Raw genomic sequence first — 15749 nt, 5'->3', positions numbered from 1 at the left:
CATTGCAGAGAGAAGGGCAAGGCACTGTTCGGCTAGTTCTTGCTCAGTTAACAGTGAATCTTCTACTAGTTTACATATGGGAGCGTCCTCTCATAAATAGATAGTAACAGTCTGCAACTAAAGGTGGGTTTCTAGATGCACATCGATTATTTTTTTTCTTTTATTTTTATATAAATTTTTTCTGGCGCATCTGTAAAATACTTTAATAATGCAGGACAAAGCCAACCTTCCATATCTAGTTCTTTTGAGTAATATTGATTACCAGAGCTTTCAGGTCCTCTCCATTCAAGACAAATATCGGCCTCGGGGAACTTTTCACCCGAAAAAATCATGATAAATCCTTTCTCCGCATTAGGAATAAATTCAACGATTCGGTCAATCATAAGGTCTGCACCTGAAACGAAAGGCTCTTGTACTAAACCGACCTTTTCATCATCAAAAACCCACATGTCTAGATATTTATAGGGGGCAATCACATTAATTATATTCATAATATTCCATTATTTTTAGAAACTAAAGAGGGATATTCCCCCTGTTAATTCTACTAAAAATATTCTTTTTTATCACTCTATTTTTTGGGAAATAACGTATTTTTTAGAAAGTTTAACTTTAGTCTTATCTCGTTATTCTACGATGAGTTGAGTGTGTTATTTGTTGTTTGTTTTTTTAAATGTTAATTCTAATAATTCTGCAGATATCGTAATTACAATGGCAATAAGACCTACTATCACACTTGCTTTTGTAATATTAATTATCTTCTCTAATGATATATTAAAACCACTAATTACAATAAGCCTAAATAAAGTAAAAGTTAGTAGCATATGTTCATTGATACTATGCAAAAAATCACATGGTAAGCAAGCGTTAATAGTGAGCTGAAAAATATAAAATAATAATTATTTCTTCTAGTTTATGGTGTTTTCCTATATATCCATGTGTGTATCCCACATTTACTTCATTAACTCATCAGAGTTTTTGTCTAATGATTTATTTGCATTATTACCAATAATTTGAGTAACTCCTGATACCACAATATTTTCAGCGCGAACTACATATAACATCGACCAGTATTGACCCGTCTAAAATAACTATTTATAACGTAATTACTTATAAGTTATTTTAATGGAAGATAGCCGGGATCATCATCGTTACTGTCCCAGAACTGGGTTGGCATAGCATATTCACTGTTATCGATTATTGGGCACCATCCAAAGTCATTATAAAAAACAGATAAATTAGTTATTTCATAACAATTTTCTGAATTTTCGCTTAGTGTTATCAGTGCTGGTTCATTATGTGTATATGCACCACTAGCTCGAGCTATAGCTCGCTCCTCTAGTATTTTTCTATCCCACAATAAAACATTACCTATAGTCTGCGGAAAAACAACTGAAAAAATAATTTCAAATTTATCGGAAATTTGAATAGTACAGGGTATATTTTTTTGCTTAGTTAAAGAACCTGTAACTAAATTATTTGGAAATTCTATATGTAGAATCATTTCTGTTATCCCTTAAGAACGACAACGTTCCCTGTGAAATTCTTTTCAAATGTACTTACAGAGCTAAAATATTACTTGCCCCAAGGATCTGGTATTGCAACTACAATTTACATAAATGAGAGGAGGGAATTACTATCTTCCTCTCATGTTAGCAAATTGGTAATTATTTCCGCGAACACAGATTAACACGATATACAACCCACACACCGATACCACCAACGCTTCCACCCATAATACCTACTTTTATACTCAATATTAAATCACTAATTGGAAAATAAAAAATTCCACTTTGATAAAAATAAAGTAAATGTGCTATCAACTTTGCTAATAACATTAGTAGCGTTACTGCTATTATGAACGAAATTAGCAGGTAAATTAGCATTAAAAACCATTTTTTATTATTTGGATTCACTCTTATTCTCATGATTTATATAGTAATAATTTCATTATGGACTTTATTTAAGTTTGTGCTGCCGCCATACGAGTAGAGCATTAAGTTCGAAGAGCCATTTCTGCTAATTTAGCTGCCTTAACAACATCTTTCCATTCTGTTTTTGCTAAATATTCTTTGTCCGATAAATCAGTTCCGTACATTTCAAACAGAATATTTAACTTATCTATCAAAGCTGCAATAGCATTGGCTTCAATAGTATCTCTTAAGATCCAACCAATTAATGATAGCGGATCATTAGCAAGATCTGTATCGTCATACAAAAAATGGATTGTATAGTCTAGCTCATCATGACCGCCATTAGGGTGGTCATCTTCAATCCATGCTTTGCTTTGGTATTTTTCATCAGATAAACCATGTAGATAGATTATTAATTCATCACGCATCCAAGGGTATTTTAGTTCGTTGATTTCTAATTTTTTCATGTTTAATACCACATGCAAAGTTAATTAGGGTTTTAATTTTAGTTTGCTATAAAATAATTATAGTAATTCTTTAATACACTCGGAGCTTGGGGCTACTTTAAATTAAGTATTGATATTGGTCATGCATCAGATTTTGATGTCATCACTAAATGAATCATCAGGGTTATCATCTGTAATTTATTCTTCATCCTCAATGACAGGTATGCAGGGTGATAGAAAGTAATCTTTTTCCTTTTTTATCTTTCCTCGAGCTAAAACAAAAACCTCAAATTCATTAAAAACCTCCGGTAACTCATCATTTTTAATATAAAGTAGCCCATAGGAGCCTTTTGCTAGGCTAGCTACGTAATCATAAAGAGCAACAATATTTATAACATCTTGAGATAGATGGTTTGTATTGCCACTAACCAATAATTGATTTGAACCATTGACTTCGTGTATTTTGATTAACCCTGATGATTCCCCTATGCCATGTTTTGAGATAAATGAAGATAATTTATTTAAAATTAGGCTCATTTCATGGTCATCACTTTCGTATGTTGAGTTGCTCAATGATATCCAACCATAGAATTCAACCATTTTACTACCTTATTATTTAGAGTTAAGAGGTTTTGTATTTATAACAACTTTTATACAATATCGCTAACTGTACTCATTTAGTTTATTGATGGCGGATTGAGATGGTTGACCTTCAAAGTGATAATATACAGATCTATCGATATCTTTCACAGCTTCAAAGATTGCTTTCATTTGAACCCTGACACTTTTATTTACTTTTTGTAAAGTTGTGTTTTGTTTAGCTTTCCTGATACTAGGGTAAGAGTTGTTGACCTGTGAGCCAACAGGATGTTGGCGATAGCGGGGGTCAGCCTCTCAGCGGGACTTAACTAACGCGAAGTGGTGAGCCTGCGAGCCGCGTAACCACAACTAACTATCGAGGAGTTAGCTATGGCTAAGGCATATTCTAAGCTAAAATTAATCACAGGCAAAGAACCTGCACCTCCACCCACTGAGCGGTTTTACATCGCGGGTTACACGCCGAACGGCGGGTCCAGCAACCCAAGACCCCAGCTCACCATTAAGGGGTGCTGGCTGGAGCAGATAGGTTTTTATGCCGGGCTGCCAGTGGTCATTAAAATAGAGCAGAACAAGTTGATTATTGAACTTGCGATATAGATCTAAAGATAGGTAAAAGATTCCCACTGTTTAAGGTGGGGTTAAATTAAATTCCTAACTCATTTAATTCTTTTTTTATCCATAAATTATGATCTGATATAATTTTTAGATAGTTTTTATCAGAATAGTACTCGTTTGGAGTCATGGAATTATTAACACCTTGAATTACATTTTGGCTATTATTGGGTTCACCCCATTCATTCCAAAAATTGTTTAGCTCCAATGGCCCATACAAACTATCTTCTGGTAAATGATTCATGAATTCTTTTATGGAAAATACAACCCATTTTTTCTTTGAAAGAGTTAAATCGACATTATTCAAATCACAAAGCTTACTAATTATATCAATGACCTCATCGTTTATTTCTGTACAAAAAGACAATTCAGAAACGGATATAAAAGAAGCATCATTCAACTCTATAATAGCTAACTGTTCGCATGCAAAATCACTAACATTATTTGGTGATAATGTGCCTATAGGGAGGCCTTTACAGCCTAAATAGAGCATTCCCCAGTCAACTATTTTGAACTTTTCAAGTTCATTAAATATTTTATTTATCATGGTTTAGATGGGATCCCATTAATTGTTCCATTTGGTACAAACATACGATGACTTACACCTCCTAACTTAGGATCTACTATCCATTCAAATCTGCCGGAAACACCATTCAGGCTTCCTTCTAATTGATGTAGTGTTGCCCCATTATTCAAGGTTGTTTTTGTAGCTTGACCTGCATAATTATCGATAATGTCATTAAAACCATGTGATTTAGCAGTGGAAGGGAATTCTTGAACAGCCCATGTTTTTGGTTTTCCTAGATAAACAGTTATTTGTTGACCACTACACCCCTCATGTTAGCAAGCTGGTCATTATTTCCGCGAACACAGATTAATACGAGTTCGTTTAGGAGATTTAATACAGAGTAAATTATCCACTTATTCAATACGGAATTTTTCTTTAAGAAAATAATGCTTATCGAAAAGATAGCTAACATTATTAATAATATATTATTTCCTTATGTTTTCAGCGGTAACATAGACAAGTGAAACTCCCAGTTTTTAGGCTGAGAGCATCCCACTACTTACGAATAACGCTCTCTTAACTTACCCATATAATGCTCTATTGATGCCTTATCTTTAGGATTAGCATTAATGTAACCATCTGATATCACCTGCATAAGCTCAGCAAAGTGCTGTGGTGATATTGTTGAGCTTTCATAGTCGCCAAACATGAAACTTACTTCATCAAATTCTTCGGGGTCGTCCCAATTTTGGTCTAATGCGTAACCACACCCCTCGGAGGGGGAACATCCATACCCTTCACTCGCCATTTTTAGAAAGGAGGTGTAACTCATTTTATCTAAAGACAAGACTTGATGAACAATATCATATAAATCTCTTCCATCATTTTGATAAAGATAATCTTTGACTTCACTCAACCAACCCGCACTTGTGTTACTCATTTTGATCCTCTTGGAGGCATTGTTATAAACGCATTATTTATCTGACCAGTTTTAGCATCCCTAGTTACTTGAAACCAATAGCCATCAACTTTTACAGAATACTGCCTATTGTCTGGATTGGATTTGAAGTAACTTTCAGCTTGTTGAGCGGCTTTATTTGACATATCTGCAACTTTTGAATCAGGGAGTATATTTGGATCATAAGTTGTTTTTGTCTGTACATCCTTATACCCAACAACTTTTCCGGCATTTGGCCCATTTCCTGCTATAGATGGTATTTGATAGTTATATTCAACTAATCCAGGATAACTTTTATCTGTAACTTTAAGGTTAATTTTAGCTCCAGTAATCTCTACCGATTCTAAGAATGCATCTTGCTTATGTGCGCCAGAGATAGTTCCTTGTTTTCGGTTCAACACTCCTATTTGACTATTGTGTAACGTAACATCATTTACAAAGGAATCTGGTGTTAATTTATTAGCCGTATTTCCAGCCTGTGCGGTCCCCTTTCCAGCATCCCCATTTTCAGAAATATAAATCCAATCATCTTTAGTTTGTCCATCAGGTATTGGATTAACTAAGCTATTTCCACCAACATCCGGTGCGTCTTCCTGATTCCCTGTATTACTAGCCCCTTGCTCCCCGCTCTTATCCGGATTAATCAACACCGTCCCACCTTGCTGGTCAGGGATTGGATTAATTAGTGTTGTTCCACCCTGTTGATCGGGGATTGGATTAACTAGTTTAGTACCTTGAGGGTCTGCCTCGGCTACTGAATACTCAAGGGCCTTCAGGGTCAGATACCTTATAGCACCATTAGCGTCTCCCATTAGTGTAGACGCTAAGACATTGGCATCTTCTTCAGACATGTTTTCTGAAACTCTGCGAGCAACCTCATCTGAAACGCCAGCTTTGATTAAAAGCCCTAGGCTAACTTCGACAAGTTCTGTCCGACAGACTGGATTATTCAGACAAACTTTACCGCCCCCTTTTATAATAATATCAGTGGCCAGCGTATTATTCTCGGCTGCATTCCTTCCCGCCGCTGCACCCGTCGCCGCATCAGCCATACTGTCAGACACTATCCCAGTCGCCATACCGGTAGCTATGGTGGTTAAATCCAAAATAAACTTACGTTCGGCTTCTGTCAGATTTTCAGGATTTTTATTGTAAAGCTCTTCCGCAATAGTTTTCGCAATCAGTTCACCGCTGACCGCACCTAGCGCACCGGACAGACCGCTATTACCTGAACCTTCGGCAACCACCATACCGACCACCGCATGACCAATCACTTTGGCTATCAGATTGGCATTATCCGGATGATCTTTATCAATCGGGAAATTAGCATCAGCGAACTGTTTTATTCCATTTGCTAAATACGGCGCTGAAGCCGCCGCCGCCGCATTTCCTGCTGAACCACCGCCCATAGCAACGGCCAGCGCAGCGCCTGCCGCCTGAATCGCCCGACCTACGTTACTGCCCGTGCCGTAGTCTTTCATCTCTCTTTCATAGGCTACGTCATATGCGGCTTTGTATATCACATCATAGGTTGCCTGATTCAGCTGTTCTTGCGTCGGATTAATGTTACCGTCTTTGGCCAGATCGGCTCGGGCCTGTGCAATTGTTACGGGATCTTTGGATGCCGCATCTTTCAGTGCATCGGCTTTGGTTGTCGCCTCATCCTGCGCAGCTTTTACGCCAATGTTGTTGGCAATAGTCGTAACCTGCTGCCCAATTTCACCGGCCAGTGAAATTGCCTCCAGCCTGTTCTGTTCCTTCTCTGCATCGAAGATTTTATCCAGTACGTTATTGGCATTCTGGGTATCGTTGCTGATAGACGCGACATCCTGCTTCTGGTTATCTTTATCACGAATAGTGATATTACCTTCAGCAATCGCCGAGTGGGTGGTGCTGGAGTCTTTCTCACCATAGGCCACAATAATTGGCACCCCCGGAACGCCCGGGAAGCCCATAGGTGCACCGCCGCCCGAACCGATACTCATAGAGACATGGCTAACGTCGAATTCAGCCTTGTTCTTAATATCGTTCCAGCCCAGCGTACCGGTATCGAGGTTGTTTTTATCCGCCGTGGCTTCAGAGGCAATGATTGCCCCGTCGAGCTGGGTATGGTTACCCACGGTGATATCATAGCCACCTTTCCCTGCCGAAATTCCGGTCTGCTCATTGACGCTGGCCCAGGTACTGTCCATTTTGTCCATGGTCATACCGAGGCTGGCATCAAAGCCAGTACCATAGCTGCCGCTGATATTCAGCGAGAAGCTCTCATAGCTATAGTCGTCAGTATCCTGCAATGACTTAAGGGTCAGGTCGCGACCAACGTCCATAAATATCGAATCGCCGCTGGCCTGAGCGCCAATCAGGCTGGTATCTCGTCCGCTGATGATACTCAGCTTATTACCGGCATCCAGGGTGCTTTCAGTCCAATAAAGGCCGTCAGCATTCATATTACTCTGCGAGAAGTTGGCATCGGCAAAGAAGCGAAGACCATTTTTACCACCTCCCCAGCCAAAGCTGATCCCGGCATTACCGCCGTAGCTTTTGCTTTCACTGTCGGTTTGTTGGGTATTGGCAGCGGCGATAATAGTCACGTCGCGGTTAGCATCCAACGTGATGTCATTGCCGGCATTAATAGCACTGCCTTTGATAAAGATGTCGCCGTCTACGCCTTTTTCGCCGGAGCCGGTAGCCTTAATGGATATATTATTACCGGCAGACAGCGTTGAGCTCTGCGCTGCCCTGATATCAGTATTGGTTTCTGACTTAGTAACCTGCGTACCGCCGGAAATACTGATACCCACATAGCCGTCATTACCATCCGGCACCATATTCATTGCCTGAATGGCCTGAACTACCGACAGGGCAGCTTTGATCTCTTGCAGAGCTTTAACTTTACTATCGTTGCTTTCCTGAGCCTGCTTGGCCTGAGTGACCGCGGCATTTAACGCGCTGCCTGCCGCACCGGAAAGGGCGACCGTTACACCGCTCTGCTTGCGCTCATACAGATCTTTCATATTGGTTTGGTTTTCAACCGACTCTACCGATACGTTCTTGCCGGTGAGGCTGATATCGTTTTGTGCAATAACATCTGCGCCTTTAATGGCCAGATTATTACCGGCACTTAAGGTTACGTTACCCTCAGTACTGCCTACCGTACTGGCCAACTGGGTAGTACGGTGAGTGGTATTGGTCGATTTTTCATCTATCTTGCCATAGGTCACGCCGATACCACCGGAGCTCATTAGACCGGTCTTTTTCTTGCGCACCATTTCCATATCATATTGATGCTCTTCAGCTGAGGTCAGCGCCAGATCGTTACCGGCATGCAGAGCCATATCATTGGTGCTGGTCACCTGACTGCCTTCAACGCGCAGGTCGTGCCCGGCATTCATCAGCACGGTATCACCGCTGAAGTTGCTGCTTTCTGCTGAAGTGACATCATGCACCACGCGTTTTTCGGTGACGGTCTTGGTCATACCGCTGCGGCTGGTGGATTTACTGGTACTGTCCACATAGTCGGTCGACTGACCGGCGGTAATATTAATATCGTTACCGGCGACCACCGCCAACTGACCTTCAGCCACCACGTGGGCGGCTTTGGCATTGATATCGTTTTTCGCCACCAGAGTGACATTGCCGCCACCGCTAATCTGAGTACCGATATCCTGCGAACTGGCCTCTTTACGCGAGCCGTTTTTACTGGCCGTGATATAGTCCCGCTGCTGGGCAGTGGTCACTGTATTCATATTCAGGTCGTTACCGGCCGAGAGGGTGGTATCACTGTTTTTGCCCGCGTTAGAAATCAGCGCGGCTGTCAGATTAATATCGTTACCCGATGAGAGCGACAGGCTACCGTTATCGTTAATCACTGACAGCACACCGACCTGATTAATATTGGTATGGGACGAACTGTTGGTTCCGCCTTTTTCATTGTGGTTAGTGGTGGTGGTGATATTAATATCGTGCCCGGCCTTTAGGCTCAGGCTATCGTTGGCCTGCATTAGCCCGCCGATATTATTGATATCGTTATGGGCTGCCAGCATCACATTGGCACCGCTGATATTGCCGCCCAGATTCTGGATATTCTGCGCCAGCACGCTTAGCTTATCACCCGCTAGAATACGCCCCTGATTGACCATATCACCGGTTAATTGCAGCCCGACTTGCTTACCGGCCAGCAGAGCACCGTTGCTGTCAATATCCTGCGGTTTAATCATGGCGTAAACCTGCGGCACCAGAACGGTTTGCTTGGAGCCGTCGGCCAACGTCACTTCACGACTGACCATCCAGACAATATCACTGGTTAAATTAGCCATCTGCTCTGACGTGAGGGCAACGCCCAGCGACAGGTTGTATTTTTCAGCAAAGGCCACGCCGTTGTTCATCAAGGCTTTGAACTGTTCTTCATCGTCGGCATAACCACTGAGGTAACGCTGTCCGGTCAGACTGATAATCTGGTCGCGAATAAGCTGTTGTTCATAAAAACCATCACCTAAACGTTTAAAGACGTTATTCGGGTCAGACTTCACCAGACTGGTCATATAGTCCGAGCCCAGCCACTTTTTGTAATTTGTAAATTTCGGATCGGTTTCAACCAGATACTGGCCGCCTACCGCCGGATTGATTTTGTACAGGCTGGCATTAGGTAAGGCGATATTCATACTCGGTGGGCGAGTGACCACACTAACGTCGGTCATGCCCGGTAGCTGAATATTGACCCGGTCAATACTGATCCCATTAGTACCACCGCTCGGCAGGTTACCTTCCTGGCGCTCGGCAATGGACGCACCGCTGCCATTAGGCTGGGTGTTGCCCACGGTTTCAGAGGCTTTTAGCGTGATGTTTTGATAGACATCCGCCGGAGAATAATAATATTCGTGATGCCCTTGAACCTTTTTGCCTCCAATCGGCGTTGGATAATAATGTATCATCGGCCCCCGCTCACTAATGATGCGGGTGCCGGTGATTTCGGTGTTATTCAGTGTGTTGGCGACAATATTCAACGTGTTGCCGGCCACGATTTGGCTTTTATCGTTATTCACCGTGTCTGCGGTGATAAGCAGATTACCGCCGGATAAAATTTTCGCTGGGTCGGTTTCGGTGATGACGTTTTCCTGCGTGGTTCGGACATAGTTGAACGTGTAGTAGTCATCGCTCACACCGTCAGGCGTATGCAGTACGGAGATATCATTGCCATAGTAAGTAAAGCTCACTTCGTCAGGAGAATAATGCTGAGCGCGGGCATTCATTCCATATTCAAGAATGCTTTCCTGCGACACTACCCTAAACTCGGTCAAAAAGTGGTCATTGACGTTATTAATCAGCCTTGTCGACAGCTGTAGATTGCCCAGCGCTTCAATCGTCGCACTATGGTTATTCAACACAGAACCCATCCCGGTGGCGTTGCCGTTATCATCCAGCCACCGGCCAATCGACATATTGCCACCGCTGAATATCAGCGAGTGGGTGTAGTTATTCAGCACGCCAGCGCCAATATCCAGCGTTTCACGCCCGGCAATGGTCGCGGCGGTGCCATTCTCTTCTCGGTTATTAATGGTATCGGCCTGTAGCCCCAACCATGTACCGTAAATGCGACCGGTGCCGTAGTTATCGATTTGAGCGGCCTGTAGTCGGGTCAGTTGGCCATCAATCAGCCCGCGGTTGCTCAGGGTATTGCTAAGCGTAATTTTTGTGGACTGTGCGCTGATTTCACCAGCGGCATCATTGGTGAGCGATGCCGCATTTAGATTGATTTCACCTGCATACACTTTGCCGCCGAGATTGCTCCAGTGGCTGGTGGTATTGGCGTTTAGGACGTTATTAACGTAGATCTGACTACGGTCAGCGTTTACACCGCCACCGTGGGCCTGCAAGCTCATGGCTCCGGTACTAACCTGTGCATCGGCCAGATTAATACCGTTCGCATCAACATTCAGTTCGCCAGCTGCGATGGTTTGGCCCAATAAGCTGGCCGACTGTGCAACGTTGATAGTGATGCCACCGCTTGGTGCCAACTGACCGTTGCTTTGTACACCGGCGGCTAACAATGCGCTATTGGCGTGACTAAAACTGTTCGCTGACAGGATCATATTACTTAATGAAGCGAGCGTGGCGGTATTGGTGATATTTCCGGTGGCATACAGACTGAAAGTGGCACCGCTGTACAATTGTGCATGATTATCGATATTCTGCCCTGAGCTCAGGTTAAGCCCCGCTAAGGCGAAGATATCTGCTTCGTTTAGGATATTGCCCTGAGCATCGATCAGTAATGTATTTTCACTGCGCAGTAAGTTGTTATTGATGAAGCTACCGTCAGTGCGGTATTTTCCTGCACCCTGGCTATATAGGGTGCCATTATTCAGCAAATTGCCTCCGGTGGTCAGCGACAGGTCACGATCTGCTCCGATAGTCCCGCCGTTGGTCACTGCACCGCTGGCGCTAATGGTTATATTTCCTTTGGCATAAATCGTACTGCCGTTTTGCAGTGCATTTTGCGTGGTCAGGGTTAGATTACTGTCAGTGCCGATCACGCCGTTATTGGTGATCTCACCGTTGGCGGTAATCGTAGTTTGGCCAGTGCCGTAGAGAGTCTGGTTGTTAAACAACGAGCCATAAGTACTCAGGCTCAGTTCGCCGTCAGCCCCCATTGAACCATAGTTGGTGACGGCACTATTTGCTGTCACCCATAGGCCTCCTTTGCTGTACAACGTACCGGTGTTGTTTAGCGTGCCCGGCGTGGTGAGCGTCAATCCACTGTCTGCTGCCAAGGTTCCGCCATTGGTGACATTACCGCCAGCGTTAAGCCAAAGTTGGCCTTTACCGTGAATAGTATTGCTGCTGGAAAAATTGCCGGGAGTGCTCAGCGTGATATTGCCGTCAGAGCCGATGGTTCCGCTATTAATAAGATCGCTTTGGCTCAGCAGTTGGGTGTCACCACCGCCGTAAATTGAGCCAGCGTTGGTGATATGGCTGGCCGTCAAGGATACCCCTAAACCGGCATCGATAGCCCCGCCGTTAAACAGGGCATTTTTGCTACTGAATGTGGCACCGTTAGTCGAATAGACGGTGGCGTAACTGGTCAGCCAATCACCGCTGTCTATACTTAAAAAACCACTGCTGATAATTTTAGAACCAGCGGTACTGTTAAAGTACCCCGGTGTATTGATGGTCGTAGGGCCCTTGCTTTGTAATGCGCCACTGTTATCTATGCTGCTGGCCGAAAGCGTCAGGTTTTGCCCGGAAGATATCGTACCGCTGTTATTCATACCGCGGCGACTGGTAACCGACGTTTTGCCATCGGCGGCAAGGGTACCTTGATTAGTCAGACCACCCTGAGCTGTTACATTGATATGACCGTTGGCTCCAATTTGTCCAGCACCAAGATTGGCGATATCGCCCTGAGCATTGATCTGGATATCATTTTTACCGTACAGCGTACCGTTATTAGACAGGTCTTGAGCGGTAGTGATTTGCAAGTTTTGCGCACTGCTTATCGTACCACTATTGACAATGCGCCCGTCAGCGGTCACTACCACTGAGCCGGCCTGAGTACCAATAGTTCCGGCATTACGAACTCCGACACCGTTTTCAGTACCGATCAGATGGATACTGTTGGCATACATGCCGCCAAGGGCGGCAACGTCAACTGAAAACTGCGGGCTGTCAGCATCACTATTGCCCAGTTTTTCAATCTGTTTGGCATCGGCGCTAACCTTATTTTTACCTGTCACAACCTTGAGTTCGTTAGCCCAGATACCGGCATTGACATCAACTGAACGGGCTATCAGATCGGTATAGTCCTGTTGGCTGCTGTCTAATCCTTTGCCCTGAACAATAATTTTTCCCTGCTGGACGGTATAACCTTCCAGATTGCCGTTATTGATAACGGGTGTACCTGTGGTCAGGGTGGCGCGATTGGCATTGATAAATCCGCAGCCATCGCAGGTAATGCCTGCCGGGTTAGCAATAACGACCTGTGCTTTTTTGCCCGCAACTTCAATATATCCGTTTAATTTACTGGGATCTCGTGAATTAACTTCATTGAGAATAATTTTGGCTTCGCCTTTGGCCAGCCAAGGGTTACCTGCCACATATCCGCCAAGTTGGGTATTGGTCGGCGCATTGGCGTTATTCAGAATGGCACCGCGCTGGTCGACATCAAACTGAGAGTAGGTATTACGAGATACACCACCGGCGCTCGGCGTTTGTATATTGACCTGTGGCGTGCCATTACCGCTGTTGATAACCGTCGGCTGCTGATTGCCGGGGGCATTTTTGTCAGCAATAATATTTGCATTAGCGGGTAAGCTTACGCTCATTAACCCCAGAGCCAGACTGGTGAATAGCGTCAACGGAGAAATACCGGCTATCAGTTGGCTTAACCTATGCCCGCTACCGGCGGTCGTTGAACCCGTACAGTGAGTACCTGCAATTTCAGGTACAACCATCATCATGCCGCGGGCTTTATTGAATACGATGCGATAGAGGTTCTTATTCATGTGATATCCATTTCTAAAATAGGTTATTTGTTTTTAGTTGTTTTAGTTAAGTTAGCCTGCCGAAATGACTGATTTCGGAGGCTTAATACTGCCAGTTAAGATTAAACCCAAGCGTAACCGGGTCGGTCTGGAACCCATCCGGTTTTGAAGTCGGAATACCGGCGAATACGTCATAGCTGGTGTTAAACACGTAGCCTCTGAAACCGGTGACCGCGCCGGCCAAATGTTTACCCAATATATAATCGCTGCCTCTTCCGCCGACTTCTCCGTAATCCAGCCCAAGATAGAATTCGTGATTTTGTACGGGTTCCGGCATCTTCCACGCCAGTTCATTGCGGGTATACCAGCCTCTGTCTGCCGATAAGCTAAGCTCACCGTCATAGCCTCTGACTGACCAACGCCCGCCGATAGAAAAACGGTCTTGAGAGGTCAGGGCGGTAGATGAAGAGAGCTGGCGTTGGTATTGGGTCCGATAGCTAAACTGTTGGCCGAGCAGGCTGAACGGAACGTCCAGATTTGCTGAAAGTTGGGTTATTTTGCTCAGCGCTGTCGCCTGGCCTGTGTACTCTTCCGGTGCCGGTTGGGCACCAAACCAGCGGGTACCTTGTTGATAGGTAATTCCTGCGTCCAGCGTTGCAGTACTAATATAGTGGCGATGCTGTAAGCCTAAACGCCATGCTGAAGTATTTCTGCGCTGAACGTTGATTTCGGTATCGTTAATGTAGTTTTTTGAGTCTTTGATTAAGACGTCATAGGTCAGGGTGGTTTTTTGTGTCGCATTGCGATGAATTAAACGACTGGCGCTTAAGGTCAGGTTATTGCTGTCACCGCTGTACTTATAGTTTTCAATCAGGCCGGCTACCGTTTGATGATAGTTATAAGAGCTGGTGGTTACGCCAAAAGTCCAGTATTCATAAGGAATAGAGTAGTGGGCGGTGTAGTTTCTGGTTCCGCGTTCGCCTCTTCCCTGTAGGTCATGACCACCGGAAATATAAAATGTATCGTTGATGGAAAGTGGGTTATCCAAATACAGGGTAACTCCGCCCTGATAGCGACCGGTACTCACCGTACCAGAGTCGTCTAACGAGGCACCTAATCGCCAGTGGCGTGCCTGTTTCCAACTTACTGCCAGCTCGGTCTCTCCCGGCTGTTCACCGGGAACAAGCTGAATATCAGCCTGAGCGGTAGGAATGCGCTTTAGGTTTTCTAGCCCTTGCTCAATATCTCTCAGGTTCAGGCGATCGCCTTCAGCGCTGGGAAGGGTATTAAACATTCTGATATAGGTATCGCTATCGGGAGTCAAAGTAATGTTACTGACGCGTCCTTCAAGGATCTGAAGTTTTAATATACCTGAGGATAGATCTTGAGGTGGCGCGAGTACGCGAGTGGTCACATAACCGCGCTCAATAATGCGGTTTTGCACCGCACTCATCAGCAGGTTAATTCCCTCTCCACCTAAACACTGATTATTTCCCTGCTTGGCAATGTTTTTAAGTAATAACCAGTCTGTTAAAAATTTGCTGCCGCTGAGTTCAACTTTGTCGATAGGAAAGCACGGGGTTTCTACCGGAAATTCATCAATGTCAGAACTACCTGAAGGCAACTTAATTCTGATATCCGGTGTTTCCGGCGATAGCTGTTCTTCTAATGCCTTTTGGCGTTCTTGCTGATGAATAATTTGCCGATCGCTAATCTGATTAAGATCTGATGCGGAATACCCCATAATAGGTATAAAGAATAATAAGGATGTGGTTAACTGTTTCTTGTAATCATTATTATTAAATAAATGAGGTCCTAGTCTGATTGGCATAGCTCTTCCATGGCGACTCTAGTTTTAATGCGCGTAAAATATAGAAGAGATTATTTATTGTCCATGAGTATTTAAGTGGTTTAAGAAAATAATTTCGATCGATAGTTTCCATAATTATGTTTTTTTTGTTTCTTTCATTTAATTCCACGAAAAATAAACCGGTGTTTAATTTTTTTATTTAAATTTTATTGGTATTTTAAACTGGCTTTGTGGTTTATTTACTCTGGTTGATCTGTTTTTTGTCTGATTTTGGTCTTTTTGTTCAATGGGTTATTTTGATTTTAAAATATTTTTTACTGGTATATTTTACAGGTTATAAGAAGCTTCTTTTTGCATGATAAATCGATGGTGAAAATACAAAAAACTTATCAAAAACCAATTTTTATTGCATGAGGATTTAAAATGGT

Annotated in this window: 9 protein-coding genes; 1 reads left to right on the top strand and 8 read right to left on the bottom strand. The window is 43.6% G+C overall.

Annotated elements, in window-relative coordinates; translation table 11 throughout:
* Window positions 1-146: 146 nt before the first annotated feature.
* From YWE_RS0122700 to YWE_RS0122675, 4 genes are all read right to left on the bottom strand, one after another.
* Window positions 147-491: a DUF6717 family protein gene (locus YWE_RS0122700; RefSeq protein ID WP_174768725.1), complete on the bottom strand. Its 345-nt coding sequence runs from the start codon at window positions 489-491 to the stop codon at window positions 147-149.
* A 623-nt stretch (window positions 492-1114) separates the two neighbouring features.
* On the bottom strand, window positions 1115-1501 hold the full coding sequence (locus YWE_RS28440) for a hypothetical protein (RefSeq protein ID WP_051323531.1): 387 nt from the start codon (window positions 1499-1501) through the stop codon (window positions 1115-1117).
* 492 nt (window positions 1502-1993) lie between these two features.
* A complete protein-coding gene (locus YWE_RS0122680) occupies window positions 1994-2377 on the bottom strand; it encodes an SCO4402 family protein (RefSeq protein WP_029096515.1) in 384 nt (127 codons plus the stop codon).
* A gap of 177 nt (window positions 2378-2554) precedes the next feature.
* A complete protein-coding gene (locus tag YWE_RS0122675; protein WP_029096514.1) occupies window positions 2555-2956 on the bottom strand; it encodes an Imm7 family immunity protein in 402 nt (133 codons plus the stop codon).
* A gap of 369 nt (window positions 2957-3325) precedes the next feature.
* On the opposite strand from YWE_RS0122675, the gene YWE_RS0122670 reads away from it, so the two are divergent.
* The gene (locus YWE_RS0122670; protein WP_029096513.1) at window positions 3326-3553 is read left to right on the top strand and encodes a SymE family type I addiction module toxin; all 228 of its coding nucleotides are present in this window, start codon (window positions 3326-3328) and stop codon (window positions 3551-3553) included.
* A gap of 46 nt (window positions 3554-3599) precedes the next feature.
* Here YWE_RS0122670 and YWE_RS0122665 read toward each other — a convergent pair whose 3' ends face one another.
* From YWE_RS0122665 to YWE_RS0122645, 4 genes are all read right to left on the bottom strand, one after another.
* The gene (locus tag YWE_RS0122665; protein ID WP_029096512.1) at window positions 3600-4115 is read right to left on the bottom strand and encodes a DUF2247 family protein; all 516 of its coding nucleotides are present in this window, start codon (window positions 4113-4115) and stop codon (window positions 3600-3602) included.
* Between the two features lie 520 nt (window positions 4116-4635).
* Window positions 4636-5016 (bottom strand): hypothetical protein, encoded by a 381-nt coding sequence (locus YWE_RS0122655; protein WP_036016925.1) that lies wholly within the window; start codon window positions 5014-5016, stop codon window positions 4636-4638.
* Window positions 5013-13532 (bottom strand): two-partner secretion domain-containing protein, encoded by an 8520-nt coding sequence (locus YWE_RS28435; RefSeq protein WP_051323530.1) that lies wholly within the window; start codon window positions 13530-13532, stop codon window positions 5013-5015. The genes YWE_RS0122655 and YWE_RS28435 overlap by 4 nt, the downstream gene beginning before the upstream one ends.
* Window positions 13533-13614: 82 nt before the next feature.
* Window positions 13615-15255 carry a ShlB/FhaC/HecB family hemolysin secretion/activation protein gene (locus YWE_RS0122645; RefSeq protein WP_099044340.1) on the bottom strand — a complete coding sequence of 547 codons (1641 nt, stop codon included), beginning with the start codon at window positions 15253-15255 and terminating at the stop codon, window positions 13615-13617.
* Window positions 15256-15749 lie beyond the last annotated feature (494 nt).

Origin of the sequence: Budvicia aquatica DSM 5075 = ATCC 35567 (assembly GCF_000427805.1) — a bacterium.
GTDB classification, from domain to species: Bacteria; Pseudomonadota; Gammaproteobacteria; order Enterobacterales; family Enterobacteriaceae; genus Budvicia; species Budvicia aquatica.
This window is presented reverse-complemented; position numbering and strand designations above follow the sequence as displayed.

Bases quoted from the DNA above. Each gene is read 5' to 3' on its own strand.
- YWE_RS0122700 (WP_174768725.1), bottom strand. From the start codon at position 491: ATGAATATAATTAATGTGATTGCCCCCTATAAATATCTAGACATGTGG.
- YWE_RS28435 (WP_051323530.1), bottom strand. From the start codon at position 13,532: ATGAATAAGAACCTCTATCGCATCGTATTCAATAAAGCCCGCGGCATG.
- YWE_RS28440 (WP_051323531.1), bottom strand. From the start codon at position 1,501: ATGATTCTACATATAGAATTTCCAAATAATTTAGTTACAGGTTCTTTA.
- YWE_RS0122680 (WP_029096515.1), bottom strand. From the start codon at position 2,377: ATGAAAAAATTAGAAATCAACGAACTAAAATACCCTTGGATGCGTGAT.
- YWE_RS0122645 (WP_099044340.1), bottom strand. From the start codon at position 15,255: ATGGGGTATTCCGCATCAGATCTTAATCAGATTAGCGATCGGCAAATT.
- YWE_RS0122665 (WP_029096512.1), bottom strand. From the start codon at position 4,115: ATGATAAATAAAATATTTAATGAACTTGAAAAGTTCAAAATAGTTGAC.
- YWE_RS0122655 (WP_036016925.1), bottom strand. From the start codon at position 5,016: ATGAGTAACACAAGTGCGGGTTGGTTGAGTGAAGTCAAAGATTATCTT.
- YWE_RS0122675 (WP_029096514.1), bottom strand. From the start codon at position 2,956: ATGGTTGAATTCTATGGTTGGATATCATTGAGCAACTCAACATACGAA.
- YWE_RS0122670 (WP_029096513.1), top strand. From the start codon at position 3,326: ATGGCTAAGGCATATTCTAAGCTAAAATTAATCACAGGCAAAGAACCT.